We start from the raw sequence: 19,798 nt of genomic DNA on the forward strand, positions 1-19,798 counted from the left end.
AATGATGAAAGTAAATAAAAAACAAGTTATTAAATTACTAGAGACAATCGGGCTTTTTATGGAACTAAAGGGCGCAAATCCATTTAAAATATCTGCATTTCGTAAGGCGGCAGCAGCATTAGAAAGTGACGATCGCAGTCTTTCTGAAATTGAAGATTTCACGAAGATTCCAGGTATCGGAAAAGGAACAGCGGCAGTTATTCAAGAATATATAGAATCGGGAACATCTGAAGTATTACAAGAGCTTGAAAAAGAAGTGCCAAGTAGCTTATTACCGTTATTAAAATTACCAGGCCTTGGTGGTAAAAAGGTAGCTAAGTTATATAAAGAACTTGGTGTTGTTGATATGGAATCGCTAAAAGCGGTTTGTGAGGAAAATAAAGTACAAGCTTTAGCAGGTTTCGGTAAGAAGACAGAAGAGAAAATATTAGAAGCAATTGATCAAGTAGGCTCTCGTCCAGAGCGTTTACCAATCGCGATGGTATTGCCTATTGCCGGGGAAATAGAGGAGAAATTGTCGAATATTGCTGAAGTAATTCGTTTCTCTCGCGCTGGTAGTTTGCGCCGTGTTCGTGAAACAGTGAAAGATTTAGACTTTATCATTGCAACGACAGAACCAGCAGCAGTACGTGAGCATTTACTGCAATTCGATAATATGATTGAAGTAATCGCAAGTGGAGATACGAAAGTTTCTGTTCGTCTTCAATATGAATATGATATTTCAATCGATTTCCGTTTAGTAAAACCAGAAGAATTTATTACAACGCTTCACCATTTCACAGGATCAAAAGACCATAACGTGAAAATGCGTCAAATCGCAAAAGATAAAGGCGAGAAAATTAGTGAGTACGGTGTAGAAAACTTAGAAACAGGTGAAGTGAAGACGTTTGAAACAGAAGAGGAGTTCTTTGCTCATTTCGGTCTTCCGTTTATCCCGCCAGAAGTGCGTGAAGATGGAAAAGAAATTGAATTAATTAAAGAGTATCCAAACTTAATTCAGTTTTCCGATATACAAGGTGATTTACATATGCATACAACGTGGAGTGACGGTGCTTTTTCTATTGAAGAAATGGTACAAGCGTGCCGCGCTCGTGGATATAAGTTTATGGCAATCACTGATCACTCACAATACTTGAAAGTAGCGAACGGTTTAACGAAAGAGCGCCTTCGTGAACAAGCGAAAGAAATTGAACGTATGAATGAAAAGTATCCAGACATTACAATTTTACGCGGAATTGAAATGGATATTTTACCGGATGCAACACTTGATTTTGATGATGAAGTACTAGCAGAATTAGATTATGTTATTGGAGCGATTCACTCTAGCTTCTCACAAGACCGTGAAACGATTATGAAACGTCTTCGCGCTGCGCTAGAGAATAAGCATGTCACAATGATTGCTCATCCGACAGGACGTCTTCTTGGACGTCGTGAGGGTTATGATGTAGATACAGATTTATTAATTGAACTCGCAAAAGAGACAAATACAGTTTTAGAATTAAATGCGAATCCAAACCGTCTAGATTTAAGCGCGAAATTATTAAAACAAGCACAAGATGCTGGTGTAAAAGTAGCGATTAATACGGATGCTCATACGCTTGAAATGTTAGAAGATATGGAAACAGGTGTAGCAGCGGCACGTAAAGGTTGGATTCAAAAAGATAACGTAATTAACACATGGGATATTGAACGTTTATTAGACTATATTAAACGTAATAAGTAACACAAGGGGGACCTGCAACATGTTAGAAAGAACGTTGCGTGTATTAGAATACAATAAAGTAAAAGAACAATTACTTGAACATACAGCCTCTTCACTTGGCCGTGACAAAGTGAAGCATTTAGTGCCGAGCACTGATTTTGAAGAAATCGTAGAAATGCAAGATACAACGGATGAAGCAGCGAAAGTCATTCGTTTGAAAGGTAATGCACCATTAGGTGGTATTACGGATATTCGCTCAAATGTGAAGCGTGCAAAGATTGGAAGTATGTTAAGCCCGAATGAACTACTGGATATTGCCAATACGATGTATGGTAGTCGCAATATGAAACGTTTCATTGAAGATATGGTTGATAATGGTGTCGAGCTTCCCATTTTAGAAACTCATGTTGCTCAAATTGTATCTTTATATGATTTAGAAAAGAAGATTACAAATTGCATCGGTGATGGCGGTGAAGTAGTCGATAGCGCAAGTGATAAACTGCGTGGTATTCGTACTCAAATTCGTACTGCGGAAAGCCGTATTCGTGAAAAGTTAGAAAACATGACGCGTTCTTCCAACGCGCAAAAGATGCTGTCTGACGCGATTGTAACGATTCGTAACGAACGTTACGTAATCCCAGTAAAACAAGAATATCGCGGCGTATATGGCGGTATTGTTCACGATCAATCAGCTTCTGGACAAACGTTATTTATTGAACCACAAGTCATTGTAGAATTAAATAACGCGCTTCAAGAAGCACGAGTGAAAGAAAAACAAGAGATTGAACGCATCTTATTGATGTTAACAGAAGAAGTGGCAGTAGAAGCGGATATCGTTTTATCGAACGTAGAAGTAGTTGCGAATCTTGACTTCATCTTTGCGAAAGCTTTTTATGCCAAGCGTATTAAAGCAACGAAGCCAATCGTAAATAACGAGCGCTATATGGATTTAAGACAAGCACGTCATCCGCTTATTGATCCGGAAATTATCGTGCCAAATAATATTATGTTAGGTAAAGATTTCACGACAATTGTTATTACAGGACCGAACACAGGTGGTAAAACAGTTACGCTGAAAACAGTTGGTATTTGTGTACTAATGGCGCAATCTGGTCTTCATATTCCAGTAATGGATGAATCAGAGATTTGTGTATTCAAAAATATCTTTGCTGATATCGGTGATGAGCAATCGATTGAACAAAGTTTAAGTACGTTCTCCTCACATATGGTGAACATTGTTGATATTTTAGAAAAAGCTGATTTTGAAAGCTTAGTTTTATTCGATGAATTAGGAGCTGGAACAGACCCGCAAGAAGGGGCTGCATTAGCAATTTCAATCTTAGATGAAGTATGTAATCGTGGTGCTCGCGTTGTTGCAACGACGCATTACCCAGAATTAAAAGCATACGGATATAACCGTGAGCAAGTTATTAATGCGAGCGTTGAGTTCGACGTAAACACATTAAGCCCAACGTATAAATTATTAATCGGTGTACCAGGACGTAGTAATGCCTTTGAAATTTCGAAACGCCTTGGATTATCTGATCGCGTGATTGATCAAGCTCGTAACCACATTAGTACAGATACAAACAAAATTGAAAATATGATTGCGAAGTTAGAAGAAAGTCAAAAGAACGCAGAACGTGACTGGAACGAAGCAGAAGCACTTCGTAAGCAATCTGAAAAACTGCATCGCGAATTACAGCGTCAAATTATTGAATTTAACGATGAGCGCGATGAAAAATTATTAAAAGCGCAAAAAGAAGGAGAAGAAAAAGTCGAAGCTGCAAAGAAAGAAGCAGAAGGCATTATTCAAGAACTTCGTCAATTGCGTAAAGCACAGCTTGTAAACGTGAAAGACCATGAGCTTATTGAAGCGAAGAGCCGTCTAGAAGGTGCGGCGCCAGAGCTTGTGAAGAAACAAAAAGTAAACGTGAAAAACACAGCGCCGAAACAACAATTACGCGCAGGTGATGAAGTAAAAGTATTAACGTTCGGCCAAAAAGGTCAATTACTTGAAAAGGTAAGTGATACAGAGTGGAGCGTACAAATTGGTATTCTGAAGATGAAAGTGAAAGAATCCAATATGGAATACATTAATACACCGAAGCAAACTGAGAAAAAAGCAGTTGCAAGTGTGAAGGGAAGAGATTATCACGTTTCCTTAGAGCTTGACCTTCGTGGTGAACGTTATGAAGATGCAATGATGCGTGTTGAAAAATATTTAGACGATGCCCAGCTTGCAAGCTATCCTCGCGTCTCAATTATTCACGGTAAAGGAACAGGAGCGCTTCGCCAAGGTGTACAAGACTACTTGAAGAAACATCGCGGCGTGAAAAACTACCGCTACGGTGACATGGGCGAGGGAGGCCTAGGCGTAACAGTTGTCGAATTAAAATAGAAAACAACGAAACAAAGGGGAAACCATTATATGTTTATGGACAAACTTGCAAAAGTATTGTTAGCTTGTTGTGGAATATTTTTGGTGATTGGGGTTATTTATTTAGTTGTTTTTGCGAAGTGAAAAAGCGTCAATCGTGGCATAATGATATTGCCATAGATTGACGCTTTTAATATATGTGAAAAGGAATAAGACATGAAAATCAACCAATACATAAGCGAAGCAAAATCCTGCTCAAGACGTGAGACAGATCGTCTTATTAAAGCTGGACGCGTGGCTATTAACGGTGAAATATGTACGCACGGTGCACCTGTGAGCGATGGTGATGTCGTGACGATTGATGGACAGGTTATTGCAAAAGAAGAGAAGGAAAAGGTGTATATTGCCTTTCATAAACCAGTTGGCATTACTTGTACAGCAGCCGATCATATTGAAGATAATATTATTGACTATATCAATTACCCAGAGCGTATCTTTCCTGTTGGGCGATTGGATAAAGCGTCAGAAGGACTTATTTTATTAACCAATGATGGTGCGATTGCGAATCAAATTTTACATGGTGATCATGAGCACGAGAAAGAATATATGGTCACAGTCGATAAACCTTTTACAGATTGGTTTATTGAGGAGATGTCCAGCGGTGTAAAGATTAAAGATGGCATGACGAAGCCATGTAAAGTGACGAGAGTTGATCAGTCTACATTTCGCATCGTTTTAACGCAAGGGATGAACAGACAAATTCGTAGAATGAGCCGTGCTTTCGGGTTTACTGTGACAAAACTAAAGCGAGAACGCGTTATGAATATAGAGCTAAATGATCTTGAAGTAGGAAAGTGGAGAGACATTACAGCTGAAGAATTAGAATTATTAATAGGGCAGTTATAGGGAGGGGAAATTTTCTCCCTATATTTTTTTGTCAGAAAAAATAAAACTATTGATTTTTTAAAAAATAGCCCATATAATAAAAAACAACAAGTTTCGACAAGATATTTTATAAAAGTAATGATGAGGACATGAGTTGTTTTCTACGATTCTCAGAGAGGGAAGCCTTAGGCTGTGAGCTTCCTAATACGAAAAGACAAGCTTACCACCTCTAAACTTCAAGAGTGAACTGCATGCATGATGCATTGTAATTCTTGGCGGATAAAACCGTTATCAATTTACACGAGCTATAAAATGAGCTTATTTCGTTATAAATTCATTTTATTAGAATAAGGGTGGAACCACGATTTCAACACTCGTCCCTTTGTTAGGGACGGGTGTTTTTTGCGTTCTTTTATGGGGAAGTATGCTTGAAAGAGGATATATGACGGATTTTAATTCAGAATATTTTGTTAAATAAAAAATTAGGAGGTTAGTAGAAATGAAATCATCTTTAAAGTTTTCTGAGATGTTTGCAATAAGTTTAATGTTATTTGCACTATTTTTCGGTGCAGGTAATATGATTTTTCCACCAGCATTAGGACAAGGTGCTGGAACAGATGTATGGATCGCGTTGTTTGGTTTTATCGTAACAGGAGTTGGGCTACCGTTATTAGGGGTAATTGTTATAGCTTTAAAGGGAGATATTAATGAGCTAGCAGGGCGTGTACACCCTATATTCGCACTAGTTTTTATCACTGCAATTTATTTATGTTTAGGCGTATTCGTAAGTGTACCGCGTACAGGAACTGTTGCTTATGAAATGAGTGTTGCACCGTTTTTACCAAGTGAGATAGCTGGTCAATCATATCCACTTGTTATCTTTACATTTATTTTCTTTGCCGTAACTTTCTATCTAGCTTTAAATCCGTCGAAATTAGTGGGGCGTATTGGTAAAGTGTTAACTCCAATTTTGTTAGCTGTTATTGCAATTATCGTAGGTAAAGCACTTATTACACCAATTGGAGAATTTGGTGCACCGACAGAAGCGTATAGTGCTCCGCTCTTTAAAGGTTTTATTGATGGATATTTAACTTTAGATGGACTTGCAGCACTTGTTTTCGGAAATGTTGTGATTAATGCGTTAAAAGCAAAAGGTGTTACAAATAAGAACAGCATTGCAAAAGTAACAATCTTTGCAGGATTTATTGCAGCGCTTGGTTTACTACTTGTTTATTTAGCGCTTGCTTATCTGGGAGCTTCTAGTGTGTCTCTTGGAATGGGAGCAAACGGAGGAATTATTTTAACAAACGTTGTAAATCATTTGTTTGGTAGTTATGGAACTTTATTATTAGGAATTGCAATTACAGCAGCATGTTTAACAACTTCTGTAGGTATTGTTGCAGCTTGTGGGGAATATTTTTCTTCCTTATTACCAAAGCTTTCTTATCAAAAGGTCGTTTTCATTTTCTGTGTATTAGCATTTATGGTAGCGAATCTTGGATTAACTCAGTTAAATGCATTAGCATTACCGATTTTAATTGCAATTTACCCAATTGGTATCGTGCTGATTGTATTATCACTTGTTGAAAACTACGTTCGTCTTCCATTAGCGATGTATGTAGGTGGTATTGTAGGAGCATTTGCAATAAGTTTCTTTGATGGATTACACAATGCAAACCTTCAAATTGCAGCGCTAGCCCCTATTTTAGATAAGATTCCATTATATAGTGTAGGCATTGGTTGGTTAGTTCCAGGCATAATCGGTATAGGATTTGGTTATATAGTTTCTAAGTTTCAAAAGCAGGAAATTGCTGTAGAAAAATAGAGGAAAGAGGCTTTCTATGAAAGAAAGCCTCTTTTTTTGTAGAAAAAGCCGTATATAGAGAAATTTAGATATTAAAAATTTTATACGTAATATAGTTGACAAAAAATTTACGAGTAGGCTAAGATTGACTTAGTTGTGGAAATATTGGAAGGAAAGTGAGGAGTGAAAGGTATAAGGTTTTCTATAACAATATCATTTTTGTAGATAGAGGTGATAGAGTAGGAAAATGGATAGTTTTATTTTTTTGAGTTTCATTGAGAATGATAATCAACAAATGGGATAGGGACTTATGTTAAAATAGGAATCGCTCTTTATACGGAATAGAGAGGGATATTATTTTTAACATCAAGTGAGAATGATAATCAATAATATCTACAGTACATAAAGAAAGTACAATTAAATAATGATAGAGGATTATTATTTTTTTCTTATAAATTGAGAATAATTATCATTTTCAAAAAAAGTATGGATGAAAGATAAACAAGGAGGAAGTAAGCCAAATGAGAAAGATTTCTGTATTACCCGCTTTTATTATAACGTTCGTATGTATGCTAGCTTTTCTTGTCATGCCATATGGGAAAGCTTCAGCACAACTAGCTGACGGTACTTATGATATTAACTATGTCATTCAAAAAGCGGAAAATGATTCAGCTTCAATGGCAAATGATTATTTTGAAAAACCAGCTAAGTTAGTTGTAAAAAATGGTGAGATGAGAGTACAAATTCCGATGAATCATAGTGCTTGGATTACAGAATTTAAAGCACCTGAGAATGGGAATTTTATTGATGCGAAAGTTGTTAGTAAAGATGAATCAGCAGATAAAAGAACTGTAGAGTTTAAAATAGACGACTTATCTAAACCAGCAGCTGTAAAGATTCATGTTGTTGTACCAGATGTGAATTATGACCATCACTACACAATTCGCTTTGCGTTTGATGCAAATGTAAAAGCGGTAGGTGGCGATAACGGTGTAGCTGCAACAACAAAAAATAATGACCAAGCGAAAACAGATACACAAGTAAAAGAAGAGAAAACAAAAGTAGAGAGTAAGGAAACAGCTAAAGAAGCGAACAAAGAAACAAAAAATGAAAATGGAAAAGCTGAAAAAACAGATAACCCCAAAACAGGCGATGAAGCACGTATTGGATTGTTTGCAGCGCTAATTCTAATTTCAGGTGTTTTCTTAATCCGTAAAGTACGTCAAAACTAAATAAAGGAGCGGTATTCCATTGAATAAATATTTTAAAATGGTTGTTGCGATGTTTTTAATGGTATTTACATTCGTATCAACATTACAACCCCTCGCGGTTCAAGCTGCTAGTCAACTAGCTGACGGTGAATATTCAATTGGTTTCAAAGTTCTTAAAGACAAATCAGATGAAGAATCTATGATGAATCAATACTCTGTAAGTCCAGGAACTTTAAAAGTGAAGGATGGGAAAAAGAAAGTATCCTTTACGTTAACGCATAGTTCATGGATTACGAAATTTGAAACAGAAAAAGCAGGTCAGCTCGTTGAGACAAATGTAATTAGTGAGGATAAAGAAAAAGATACAAGAGTAGTAGAATTTGATGTAGAAGATGTAGAGAAGATATTAAATGCAAAAGTAAAAGTTGATATTGATGCGTTTAATTATCATCATTACTATGACATTCGTATTTCATTCGACCAAAATAGTATTACACCAATTCATGTAGAAAAACCAGATGAAAAAGAGGACCCAGCTAATAAGCCAGATCCAAATGAAACTACGGATCCAGGTCAGAAGCCCGACCAAAAGCCTGACCCAGATCAACAACCAAATTCTAACACAATTGAAGATGGTGCGTACAGTATTCCTTTCAAAGTATTAAAAGATAAAACAGATGAAGAATCTAAAATGAATAGTTACATGAAAAATCCAGGAGTATTGAAAGTAGAAAATGGTAAGAAAAAAGCAATTGTAACGCTAAAGAGTAGCTCATTAATTAAAAATTTCCAAACAGAAAAAGATGGTGCATTTGTTGATGCAAAAGTAGTGAGTGAAGATAAAGAAAAAGATACAAGAGTAGTAGAGTTTGAAGTAGCTGATTTATCAAAAAAACTAAATACAAAAGTATTTATTGAGATGGCATCAAAAAATTATAAACAAACGCATGACGTACAACTTGTATTTGAACAAGACAAACTTGAACCAATTAAAAGTGAAGATAAGCAACCAGATGGAGACAAACAGCCGGATGGAGGCAAACAGCCAGATGGAGATAAGCAACCAGATGGAGACAAACAACCGGATGGAGATAAACAACCAGATGGAGGCAAACAGCCAGATGGAGATAAGCAACCAGATGGAGGCAAACAGCCAGATGGAGACAAACAACCGGATGGAGATAAACAGCCAGGCGGAGACAAGCAGCCAGATGCTGAAACAATTAAAGATGGTGAATACAGCATCGGTTTTAAAGTGCTAAAAGATAAGACTGAAGAAATTTCAATGATGAACACGTATACAAAGAGTCCAGGTGTGTTAAAGGTGAAAGATGGTAAAAAATACGTATCATTCACATTAACGAATAGTTCATGGATTACAAAGTTTGAATTTGAGAAAAATGGTTCATTTCTTGATGCAAGTGTATTAAGTGAAGATAAAAAAGCTGATACACGCGTAGTGGAAGTAGAAATAGCAGATTTATCAAAAAAATCAAATGCAAAAGTGAAAGTAGATATCGATTCAATGAATTACCATCATTTTTACGATATTCAATTTGCATTTGATAAAGATAGCATTCAGCCGGTAGATAACCAAGGTGGAAATGACAACCAAGGTGGAAACAACAACCAAGGTGGAAACAACAACCAAGGTGGAAATGACAACCAAGGTGGAAACAACAACCAAGGTGGAAATGACAACCAAGGTGGAAACAACAACCAAGGTGGAAACAACAACCAAGGTGGAAACAACAATCAAGGCGGAAATGACAACCAAGGTGGAAACAACAATCAAGGCGGAAACAACAACCAAGACGATAACAAAACAATTGATCCCAATGCTCTTACAGATGGTGAATACAGCATCAATTTTAAAGTGTTAAAAGATAAAACAGACGAAATTTCAATGATGAACACATATACGAAGAGTCCAGGTGTATTAAAAGTGAAAGATGGTAAGAAATATGTGTCCTTCACATTAACAAATAGTTCATGGATTACGAAGTTTGAGTTTGAAAAGAATAGTGCGTTCGTCGATGCAAAAGTATTAGGTACAAATAAAGAGCAAGATACAAGAGTAGTAGAAGTGGAAGTAGATGATTTATCGAAAAAGTTAAATGCAAAAGTGAAAGTGGACATTGATGCGATGAATTATCATCACTTCTATGACATTCAATTTGCATTTGATAAAGGAAGTATTAAAGCTTTAGGTGATCAACCTGGAAATGATAACCAAGGCGAAAATGACAACCAAGGTGGAAACAACAACCAAGATGATAACAATAATCAAGGTGGAAGTAACAACCACGATGGAACGAATAATCTAAATGAAAACCCAACAGTTGATCCGAAAAATTTAAAAGATGGTCAGTATGATATTGCTTTTAAAGTGTTAAAAGATAAGACTGAAGAAATTTCAATGATGAATCAATATGTTGTAAGTCCAGCAAGATTAACGGTGAAAGATGGTAAGAAGTATATTGCAATGACACTAAAAAATAGTGAATGGATTACAAAATTCCAAACAGAAAATAATGGTGGATTTGCAGATGCAAAAGTAGTAAGTGAAGATAAGGCTGCAAATACAAGAGTAGTAGAATTTGAGGTTAATGACTTATTTGCAAAATTAAATGCAAAAGTAAAGGTAGATATCGATTCAATGAACTACCACCACTTCTACGATGTACAAATTCAATTCGATACAAATAACATCGGAGCGGTAGGGACTATTAAAGAGGATCCAAAAAAAGATCCAAAAAATGATCCGAAAAATCCAGTGACTACACCGAAAGTAGACAATGTAAAAACAGTTGGTACTCCTGATTTTAACCGCAATGCAGATGATAAGAAGAAAAAAGAAGATACAAAAAATGATTCAAAAAAAGAGAAAAACTCAAAAACAGCAGATACAGCACAACTTGGTTTATACATGGTGTTACTGCTAGGTTCACTTGCTTTACTAGTTCGTAAATATAGAGCAGGTAGATTGTAATTTTTGAAGTCTTGATGCATGTCCGCATGCATCAAGACTTGTTTCATATTATTTGGAAAGGAGTGGTGATTGAGAGTGAAGAAAATTGCAAGTGTACTAATGGCTATCATTTTATTAGTGAGTATAGCTGGGTGCTCATCACCAAAGAAAGAAACAGCGAAGCAGGTAAAGAGCGAGAGTAAAGAGAGAGTTGTTGCAACGACAGTCGCTGTAACTGAAATTATGGATGCATTAGAAGTAGATTTAGTTGGTGTTCCAACAAGTTCTAAAACTTTACCAAAACGATATAAAGGTTTACCAGACGTAGGGAATCCGATGAGCCCTGATATGGAAAAAGTAAAATCATTAAAGCCGTCAGAAGTATTATCGGTGACAACACTTGAATATGAATTAAAGCCAGTTTTTGATGGTGTGGGTATGAAAGCAAACTTTTTAGATTTAACAAGTTTGAAAAACATGCAAAATTCAATTAACGATTTAGGTAAAAAATATGGACGTGAAAAGCAGGCTGAAGCAGTAGTAACTAAGTTAGATAAAAAAGTTGCTAGCATTCAAAAAGAAGTAAAAGGGAAGAAAGAACCGACAGTACTTATTTTATTAGGTGTGCCAGGAAGTTACTTGGTAGCAACAGAGCATTCTTATATTGGAGATTTAGTAAAACAACTAGGTGGTAAAAACATTGTACAAGGTGAACAAGTAGAGTATTTAGCTTCTAATACGGAGTATTTAAAGAAAGCTGATCCAGATATTATTTTACGAGCAGCACACGGTATGCCTGATGAAGTTGTAAAAATGTTCGATAAAGAATTTAAAACGAATGACATTTGGAAACATTTTGCGGCAGTTAAAAATAATCGTGTTTACGATTTAGAAGAGCGTTTATTTGGAACGACAGGAAACTTAGCAGCAATTGAAGCGTTAGATGAATTGAAAAAAATGATGTATCCGTGATGCATTTTAATATAAAGGAAGAGTGGAATGAATAAAAAAACTTGGAGTTTCCTCATCGTTACTGCATTACTTATTGTTATGACATCATTGTCAGCAACGAAAGGGAGTTTAGAAGTAGGTATTGTTGAGCTTGTACAAGGGGTATTTACAGGGGGAAATGAAGATGTTGAAGTGATTAAAGATTTACGTTTCCCGCGTATTATTATTGCACTGTTCACTGGGGCGGCACTTGCTGTTTCAGGTGTGCTTTTTCAAGCTGTTATGAAAAATCCACTCGCTGATGCTGGAGTGATCGGTATATCTTCAGGAGCAAGTTTTATGACACTTGTTATTATTACGTTATTCCCGCAGTTTTTTTTCTGGACACCAGTATTCGCCTTTTTAGGTGGTGCGTTTGCATGTTATCTCGTTTATGCATTTTCATGGAAGTCAGGGTTAAGTCCACTTCGCATTATTTTAGTGGGTATAGCTATTAATGCGATGTTCACTGGATTAAATGAATCGTTCATTACCATTTGCGGATATTTCATTAAAAGTATTAAGCAAACAACGACTTCTAATATAACGATGAAGACGTGGGGCGATGTAGAAATAATGGTTACGTATGGAACAATTGGTCTTATTCTTGCTCTGTTTGTAGGAGCTTGGTGTAACTTATTATCGCTACAAGATAAGACTGCGAAAAACTTAGGTTTGCACGTGACGAGAGTTCGTCTTATTATTTCTGCTATTGCAGTACTCCTAGCGGCAGTATCAACAGCGATTGCGGGTGTTATTGCTTTCGTGGGATTACTCGTTCCGCATATTTCAAGACAATTAGTCGGTTCAGATCATAAAGTATTAATTCCATTTTCTGCTCTTGCAGGAGCGTTACTAATTTTGACGGCGGATACGATTGGAAGGTTAATTGTGCCACCTAACGAAATTCCAGCGGCGACGATTATGGCAGTTATTGGTGGTCCATTCTTAATATTCTTGCTTAGAAAGAGTGATAAAGTTCATGGAAATTAAAAATGTAACCTTTTCGTATGATAATGTAACGGATCGATTAAAGTCGGTTAGTAGTGAAATAGAAATTGGTAAAATTACAACAATTATTGGTCCAAACGGTTGCGGGAAATCGACATTACTTGGCGTGATGTCAAGAAATCACGATCCTCGTAGCGGAGAGGTAATACTGGATGGGAAGGCGATCAGCCAATATAAACCGAAAGAGTTTGCTAGAAAGTTAGCCGTTGTCCATCAACAAAATGAAGCACCGGCAGATATGACGGTAGAGAAATTAACAAGCTTTGGCCGTATGCCTCATAAAAATATTTTTTCCTCGCAAACTGATGAAGATAGAGAAGCGATCGAAAGGGCTTTAGCATGTACGAATTTGCTAAGTAAACGTGATAAAGAGATTCATGCGTTATCTGGCGGAGAAAGACAACGTGTTTGGATTGCTATGACGTTAGCCCAGAAAACACCAATGCTCTTTTTAGATGAACCGACAACTTATTTAGATATTTATTATCAACTTGAAATATTAGAGCTAGTAAAAGAGTTAAATGAAGTACATGGATTGACGATCGTTATGGTATTACACGATATTAATCAGGCGATTCGCTATAGTGATCATATCATTGTTATGAAAGACGGCGAAATTGTTACGAAAGGTAAGCCAAATGATGTTGTGACAGAAAGTATGATAAAGACGATATACGGTGTAGATGTCGTTGTAAAGCAAGATGAAGATACAGGGTTGTATATGGTCCCAATGGGTATTTAAATATGCGAACAATCCGTTTTGAGGTGATAATTTGAGTAGTAAAAAAGAACGGAAGAAGAATTCTTTTTTTCAACGAATACTTACAGTTGTTTTTTTAGGTACCTTTTTCTATTCAGTATATGAATTAGGTGATATTTTCATGGATTACTATGAAAATCGTAAAGTAATGGCCGAAGCACAAAACATTTATGAAAAAAGTCCGATGGAAGAGCAATCACAAGATGGGGAAGTGCGTAAACAGTTCAAACCTCTGCAGCAAATTAACCAAGAAATAGTTGGATGGGTTACGATGGACGATACACAAATTAATTATCCAATCGTTCAAGCGAAAGACAATGATTACTATTTATTTCGTAATTATAAAGGTGAAGATATGAGAGCAGGAAGCATCTTTATGGACTATCGTAATGATGTGAAATCTCAAAATCGAAATACTATTTTATATGGTCACCGTATGAAAGATGGTTCTATGTTTGGAAGTTTAAAGAAAATGTTAGATGAAGAGTTCTTCATGTCGCATCGTAAATTATATTACGATACCTTATTTGAAGGATATGATCTTGAAGTGTTCTCGGTGTATACAACAACAACTGATTTTTATTACATTGAAACGGATTTTAGCAGTGATACGGAATACACATCATTTTTGGAGAAAATTCAAGAAAAATCGCTGTACAAAACGGATACAAAATTGACAGCAAGTGATCAAATCGTAACACTTTCGACGTGTGACTATGCACTTGATCCGGAAGCAGGAAGGTTAGTCGTGCATGCGAAACTAGTAAAAAGACAGTAAATAAAAAAGTATAGAATATGAGAAGCGGTAACGCTTCTCATATTCTATACTTTAAAAAAGAAATATGTTTACTGTGCTGCGGCCATTGGCATACGTACAACTTCAACATTGTAGTAAGTGATTTTATTATCAAGAATATATTCTGGCATCCCGCCTTGATGTGAGTGAGCATCTTTAAATGCTGAGCTCTTCGTCCAACCTTGGAAATCTTCTTTTGCATTCCAACGTGTGCTAATTGTTACTTCATCATAATCAACTGTATTTTGCGTTAAAAGAACTTCTAATCCTAAAAAGCCTTGCATCGTTTCGACTTGACCTACTTTATTAAAACGCTCAATTAATTTATGTCCATTTCCCTTTGTAATTTTAGCTGTATTTGTAACAATAATCATGTTTTATTCCTCCTATAAATGTTGCCTTTATTTTCGAGAACTCATATACATTAAATGATAATGAAAATCATTATCATTGTCAATGGTAATGATGAAATATATAAGTTTTTTTTTGAAAGTACGATATTTATTTCATAAGTTAGTAAATATATGGCGATTAGGTGCAACAATGAGTGGGTTGTACTAGTAAAGCGATAATATGGTATAGTGAAACGAGGCTGTTTTTCAGCCTCGTTTTTTTACATGCTTCCTACTAATTAGAAAGCATTCAAATGGAAAGGAAGACATTACATGCGATCTGAAGTAACTATAAAAATAAAGCCGAAATTTATAAAAGAAATTAAAAGTGGATATCCGCTTATTTTAAAAGATGCGATTCAAAATTTAAATGATGTTCGGGAAGAAGGAACAATCATTAAAGTAGTAGATGAGAAGAACCACTTTGTCGGAAAAGGTTATTATGGAAAACAAAATAAAGGATATGGCTGGATTTTAACGAGAAAAGAGAGTGAACAAATTAATCAATCTTTCTTTGAAAGTAAAATAAAATCTGCCTTACATAAACGAAAGCAATTTTACAAATCAAGTGATACAACAGCATTCCGCGCCCTAAACGGTGAAGGTGATGGTCTTGGAGGCTTAATCATCGATTATTATGACGGTTATTACGTAGTGAGTTGGTATAGTGAAGGAATTTATACTTTTAGAGATGAGATTATAGCAGCTCTTCAAAAAGTAGCAAACTTTAAAGGGATTTATGAGAAAAAGCGTTTTGATACGAAAGGGAAATACATTGAAGGCGATGATTTCGTAGCTGGAGAGCGCGGTGAGTTCCCGCTTATCGTAAAAGAGAATGGTGTGAATTTTGCGGTTTATTTAAATGACGGAGCGATGGTTGGTGTATTTTTAGATCAGCGTAACGTTCGAAAACAAATTCGTGATAAGTATGCAAAGGGGAGAACCATGTTAAATATGTTCTCTTATACAGGTGCTTTCTCTGTATTTGCAGCACTTGGTGGAGCGAGTAAAACAACGAGTGTGGACCTTGCAAATCGTAGTTTAAGTAAAACGATTGAGCAGTTTAGTGTAAATGAAGTTGATTATGAAGCACAAGATATTATTGTAGAAGATGTCTTTCTGTACTTCAAATATGCGGCTAAGAAAAAGATGAAATTTGATATGGTTGTACTTGATCCTCCAAGCTTTGCACGCTCAAAAAAATATACATTCAGTGCAGCGAAAGATTATAAAAATTTATTAAAAGAAACAATTGCCATTACAGAAAATAACGGTATTATCGTTGCTTCTACAAATTGTAGCGCATTCGATATGAAAAAGTTTAAAGGCTTTATCGATACAGCATTTAAAGAAATGAATGGCAAATATAAAATATTAGAAGAACATTCTTTACCAGAAGATTTCCGTACAATTGATCAATTTAAAGAAGGGGACTATTTAAAAGTAGTTTTCATCGAGAAAATCAAAGGTTAATAAAGAAAAGGAGCTCAAGTTTACATGAGCTCCTTTTCTTATTGAACGATATTTTGTACTCTACCGACTTGCCCATCCTGCAATCGTACTTTAATGCCATGCGGATGAGAAGGGGAGTTCGTTAAAATATCTTTTACAATTCCACGTGTTAATTTACCAGTTCGTTGATCTTGTTTTAGTACAATATCAACTTCAAGACCGGGTGCGATATTAGAACGTTTTTGTCCGTTCATTTATACACCTGTACGTCTACGTTGGTTGTTCGTTTTTTTCGTTTGTTGATTTTGTAATTTTTTCGTTGCTTGGCTTTGGTTTGTGTTATTTTGACCATTACCGTTACCTTGCTTTTTCTTTGCAAGTTGTTCGCGCATTAAATCAGCTAAGCTTACTTTTTTGTTTTCTGACATGATAAGTCTCCTTTATATAAAGTTAATTATGAACAATAGTAGTGAATTTTATCATATCATTGTTAAGGAAGGAAGGGAAGTTGGTTTGAAAATTCACATAATTCTTTCCAGTATTCATTCGTTACGATACAATTAAAGTGTTAATGTTTGTAAAAAAGGGGATAGAAATATGTCACATCATATTTTATTAGTTGAAGATGACGTTTCAATTCAAGAGATGGTTGAAACATATTTAGTAAAAGAAGGCTTTCAAGTTACAATCGCATCTGATGGAGAAGAAGGGGTGAATACATATTTAAAAGGTTCATTTGATTTGATTATCCTCGATATTATGATGCCAAAGCTAGATGGCTTAGAGGTCGTGAGAATCATTCGAGAAAAAAGTGCCGTTCCGATTTTAATGATGTCGGCAAAAGATACAGATGTTGATAAAGCTGTTGGATTAGGACTTGGAGCAGATGATTACATTTGTAAGCCGTTTTCTATGATTGAATTAGCTGCACGTGTAAAAGCGGGTATTCGGAGGTCTACGAAATATTCGGCTACAGAAACAACAGAAAAGATGATTCAGATTGGTGATTTAACAATCGATCCAATTAATTTTACTGTGGAAAAAAAAGGGAAGCCTCTCAAGCTTACTTTAAAAGAATTTGAGATTTTAAAACTGTTCGTAAAAAATCAAAATCGTGTATTTACAAAAGCACAAATATATACGTTAGTTTGGAATGAAGAGTATTACGGTGACGATAATGTTATTAATGTTCATATGAGAAGATTGCGTGAGAAAATTGAAAGTGATCCATCTAATCCAGAATATATTAAAACGTTATGGGGCATCGGCTATAAGTTGGAAGTGATGTAATATGGTCAATCTGTTAATAGGTATTATTTTTATATTGTTATGTGTCATTTACATACAGTATAAAATGAGAAAAAATAGTAGTAAAAATTTACGATACACATATGAAAAGTTAGAAAGTATTGTAAATGAAAAAACAGGCGAGAAGTTACTCGTTATGACAGATGATCTAGAATTACAAAAGTTATTAGTTGCAATTAATCAATTATTAGATGCAAAACAGAAAACGAATGCAGATCATGCAAAAGTAGAAATTTCGATGAGAAAAATGCTTTCAAATATTTCGCATGATTTAAAGACGCCACTAACAGTTATTCTTGGATATACAGAAATGTTAAATAAGGATAAAACGATAAATGAAGAAGAACAGCAAATATTACTTGAAAAGGTGCATGTGAAAACACTAGAAGTAATGGAACTAATTCATAAGTTTTTTGATTTAGCAAAATTAGAATCTGGTGACAAGGCAATCGAGATGATAAAAGTAAATATGAATGAAATTTGCCGTGAGAAGATTTTATCTTTTTATGATTTAGTGACGACGAAAGGGTTTCACGTTCATATTGATATACCAGAAAGAAATATATATGCACTTGGAAATGTAGAAGTATTAGGTAGAGTATTGAATAATTTAATATCAAACGCGATTACATATGGAGACGATGGAAAGACACTCGGTATGACGTTAAGAGATGACGAAACAAATGTGTATATAGACGTATGGGATACAGGAAAAGGAATTGATGAATCTCATATTGATAAAGTGTTTGAGCGTATGTACACACTTGAAGATTCAAGAAATAGATTGTACCAAGGGAGCGGTTTAGGGTTAACGATTACGAAAAGGCTTGTGGAAGCGATGGATGGGAAAATTCACCTTTCTAGTAAGCCGTATGAAAAAACAATTTTTACAGTTGTATTAACAAAGATGCTGTTTTAGCTTGTAGAGAAGTAGATTCTACAAGCTTTTTTGCAGCGTAAGGAATTTGTAAGAAACGGGTAAGAAAAAAGAGATTTCTGTTGTCTATTATAGAAATATAAAGTAGTGCGAAAGGGGTAAGTGACATGACATATATATTAAAAACGAACCAACTGACGAAAGTATTTAAAGGGAAAGAAGTTATTTCTAGCGTTAACATGCATGTGAAAAAAGGAGAGATATACGGTTTCTTAGGGCCGAATGGTGCAGGTAAAACAACGATTATGAAAATGATCACAAATTTAATAAAACCGACGAGCGGTGATATTGAAATTTTTGGTGAGAAGTTAACAGATACATCTTATGAATTGTTAAAGCGCATGGGGACAATTATCGAATATCCAATCTTTTATGATAAATTAACGGCGAAGGAAAACTTAGAATTACATTGTGAATATATGGGGTATTACGATAAGAACGCAATTGATCATGCTTTACATTTAGTAAAACTGCACGGTATAGATGATAAAAAAGTAAAAGATTTTTCATTAGGGATGAAGCAACGACTTGGTATTGCAAGGGCGATCATGACAAAGCCAGAGTTACTCATTTTAGATGAGCCAATTAACGGTTTAGATCCAATTGGTATTAAAGAATTAAGAGACTTATTTAAAATGCTCTGCAAAGAATACGGTATTACATTATTAGTTTCTAGTCATATTTTAGGTGAGATGGAACTAATGGCAGATACAATTGGTGTGATTCAAAATGGAAAACTAATAAAAGAAGTTTCAATGAAGAGCATTAACGGAAAACAAACAGAGTACATTGAAATTACTGTTCCTGATGTGAAGCGTGCAGCTTATATTTTAGAAGATAAACTCGGTATAAAAAATTACAAAATAATGAGTGGAAACATGATTCGTGTGTATGATACGTCAGCGACGCAACAAGCTATTTCAAAAGCACTTATTATGAACGATGTAGAAATTGAAAGTATTAATAAGAAACATAGTTCCTTAGAAGAATATTTCTTAAATGTAATGGATGGAGAGGGCATTCATGCTTAATGGATTGTTAGTGAATCTAGTAAGTGGGTTAATTGTAATGTTCATAAGTGGGATTTTATATTATAGAAAACCAGAGCGGAAATGGGCGTTAATTTTACTAGTGATAGGGATATTAAGCGTAAGTACAGCTGGAATTAGAATGTTAGCAGCGTAGAGATAGTTATATAA

18 protein-coding genes and 1 other annotated feature are annotated in these 19,798 nt (G+C 35.3%); of the genes, 15 read left to right on the forward strand and 3 right to left on the reverse strand.

Annotated features, from left to right (window positions below; genetic code table 11):
* Nucleotides 1-4: 4 nt before the first annotated feature.
* From polX to srtB, 10 genes are all read left to right on the forward strand, one after another.
* Complete coding sequence (gene polX, locus QCI44_RS04755; RefSeq protein WP_016086031.1) at nt 5-1,723, forward strand: DNA polymerase/3'-5' exonuclease PolX; 1,719 nt, start codon at nt 5-7, stop codon at nt 1,721-1,723.
* A 19-nt stretch (nt 1,724-1,742) separates the two neighbouring features.
* Complete coding sequence (locus QCI44_RS04760) at nt 1,743-4,103, forward strand: endonuclease MutS2 (RefSeq protein WP_016086032.1); 2,361 nt, start codon at nt 1,743-1,745, stop codon at nt 4,101-4,103.
* Between the two features lie 195 nt (nt 4,104-4,298).
* Nucleotides 4,299-4,988 carry a 23S rRNA pseudouridine(2604) synthase RluF gene (locus QCI44_RS04765; RefSeq protein WP_016135425.1) on the forward strand — a complete coding sequence of 230 codons (690 nt, stop codon included), beginning with the start codon at nt 4,299-4,301 and terminating at the stop codon, nt 4,986-4,988.
* Nucleotides 4,989-5,096: 108 nt separating this feature from the next.
* Nucleotides 5,097-5,352, forward strand: a binding site (T-box leader).
* A gap of 114 nt (nt 5,353-5,466) precedes the next feature.
* Complete coding sequence (brnQ6, locus tag QCI44_RS04770; RefSeq protein ID WP_016086034.1) at nt 5,467-6,792, forward strand: branched-chain amino acid transport system II carrier protein BrnQ6; 1,326 nt, start codon at nt 5,467-5,469, stop codon at nt 6,790-6,792.
* 500 nt (nt 6,793-7,292) lie between these two features.
* A complete protein-coding gene (gene isdC, locus QCI44_RS04775) occupies nt 7,293-8,003 on the forward strand; it encodes a heme uptake protein IsdC (protein ID WP_016086035.1) in 711 nt (236 codons plus the stop codon).
* Between the two features lie 49 nt (nt 8,004-8,052).
* Nucleotides 8,053-10,974 (forward strand): NEAT domain-containing protein, encoded by a 2,922-nt coding sequence (locus QCI44_RS04780; RefSeq protein ID WP_353811520.1) that lies wholly within the window; start codon nt 8,053-8,055, stop codon nt 10,972-10,974.
* A gap of 69 nt (nt 10,975-11,043) precedes the next feature.
* Nucleotides 11,044-11,925: a heme ABC transporter substrate-binding protein IsdE gene (isdE, locus tag QCI44_RS04785; RefSeq protein ID WP_016135421.1), complete on the forward strand. Its 882-nt coding sequence runs from the start codon at nt 11,044-11,046 to the stop codon at nt 11,923-11,925.
* Nucleotides 11,926-11,952: 27 nt separating this feature from the next.
* Nucleotides 11,953-12,936: a FecCD family ABC transporter permease gene (locus QCI44_RS04790; protein WP_016086039.1), complete on the forward strand. Its 984-nt coding sequence runs from the start codon at nt 11,953-11,955 to the stop codon at nt 12,934-12,936.
* Complete coding sequence (locus tag QCI44_RS04795; protein WP_016086040.1) at nt 12,926-13,696, forward strand: ABC transporter ATP-binding protein; 771 nt, start codon at nt 12,926-12,928, stop codon at nt 13,694-13,696. Before QCI44_RS04790 ends, QCI44_RS04795 begins: the two co-directional genes overlap by 11 nt.
* A gap of 31 nt (nt 13,697-13,727) precedes the next feature.
* Nucleotides 13,728-14,492, forward strand: a complete 765-nt coding sequence (gene srtB / locus QCI44_RS04800) for a class B sortase (protein WP_353811018.1) — start codon at nt 13,728-13,730, stop codon at nt 14,490-14,492.
* Between the two features lie 68 nt (nt 14,493-14,560).
* Here srtB and isdG read toward each other — a convergent pair whose 3' ends face one another.
* Nucleotides 14,561-14,884, reverse strand: coding sequence for a heme oxygenase (gene isdG / locus QCI44_RS04805; RefSeq protein ID WP_016086042.1), 324 nt, complete (start codon nt 14,882-14,884; stop codon nt 14,561-14,563).
* Between the two features lie 291 nt (nt 14,885-15,175).
* Here isdG and QCI44_RS04810 point away from each other — a divergent pair, with 291 nt between their 5' ends.
* The gene (locus QCI44_RS04810) at nt 15,176-16,375 is read left to right on the forward strand and encodes a class I SAM-dependent rRNA methyltransferase (RefSeq protein ID WP_016086043.1); all 1,200 of its coding nucleotides are present in this window, start codon (nt 15,176-15,178) and stop codon (nt 16,373-16,375) included.
* A gap of 38 nt (nt 16,376-16,413) precedes the next feature.
* On the opposite strand, the gene QCI44_RS04815 is transcribed toward QCI44_RS04810, so the two are convergent.
* The gene (locus QCI44_RS04815) at nt 16,414-16,608 is read right to left on the reverse strand and encodes a YwbE family protein (RefSeq protein ID WP_001014310.1); all 195 of its coding nucleotides are present in this window, start codon (nt 16,606-16,608) and stop codon (nt 16,414-16,416) included.
* On the reverse strand, nt 16,609-16,782 hold the full coding sequence (locus tag QCI44_RS04820; protein ID WP_016086044.1) for a hypothetical protein: 174 nt from the start codon (nt 16,780-16,782) through the stop codon (nt 16,609-16,611). It abuts the gene before it with no gap.
* A gap of 169 nt (nt 16,783-16,951) precedes the next feature.
* Here QCI44_RS04820 and QCI44_RS04825 point away from each other — a divergent pair, with 169 nt between their 5' ends.
* From QCI44_RS04825 to QCI44_RS04840, 4 genes are all read left to right on the forward strand, one after another.
* On the forward strand, nt 16,952-17,644 hold the full coding sequence (locus tag QCI44_RS04825) for a response regulator transcription factor (protein WP_098985961.1): 693 nt from the start codon (nt 16,952-16,954) through the stop codon (nt 17,642-17,644).
* 1 nt (nt 17,645) lies between these two features.
* Nucleotides 17,646-18,581, forward strand: a complete 936-nt coding sequence (locus QCI44_RS04830; RefSeq protein WP_353811019.1) for a HAMP domain-containing histidine kinase — start codon at nt 17,646-17,648, stop codon at nt 18,579-18,581.
* A gap of 125 nt (nt 18,582-18,706) precedes the next feature.
* Nucleotides 18,707-19,630 (forward strand): ABC transporter ATP-binding protein, encoded by a 924-nt coding sequence (locus tag QCI44_RS04835; RefSeq protein ID WP_000221077.1) that lies wholly within the window; start codon nt 18,707-18,709, stop codon nt 19,628-19,630.
* Entirely contained in the window at nt 19,623-19,784 is a 162-nt protein-coding gene (locus QCI44_RS04840) for a hypothetical protein (protein ID WP_016135418.1), read from the forward strand. Before QCI44_RS04835 ends, QCI44_RS04840 begins: the two co-directional genes overlap by 8 nt.
* Nucleotides 19,785-19,798 lie beyond the last annotated feature (14 nt).

Source organism: Bacillus cereus group sp. RP37, assembly GCF_040459695.1.
GTDB lineage: Bacteria > Bacillota > Bacilli > Bacillales > Bacillaceae_G > Bacillus_A.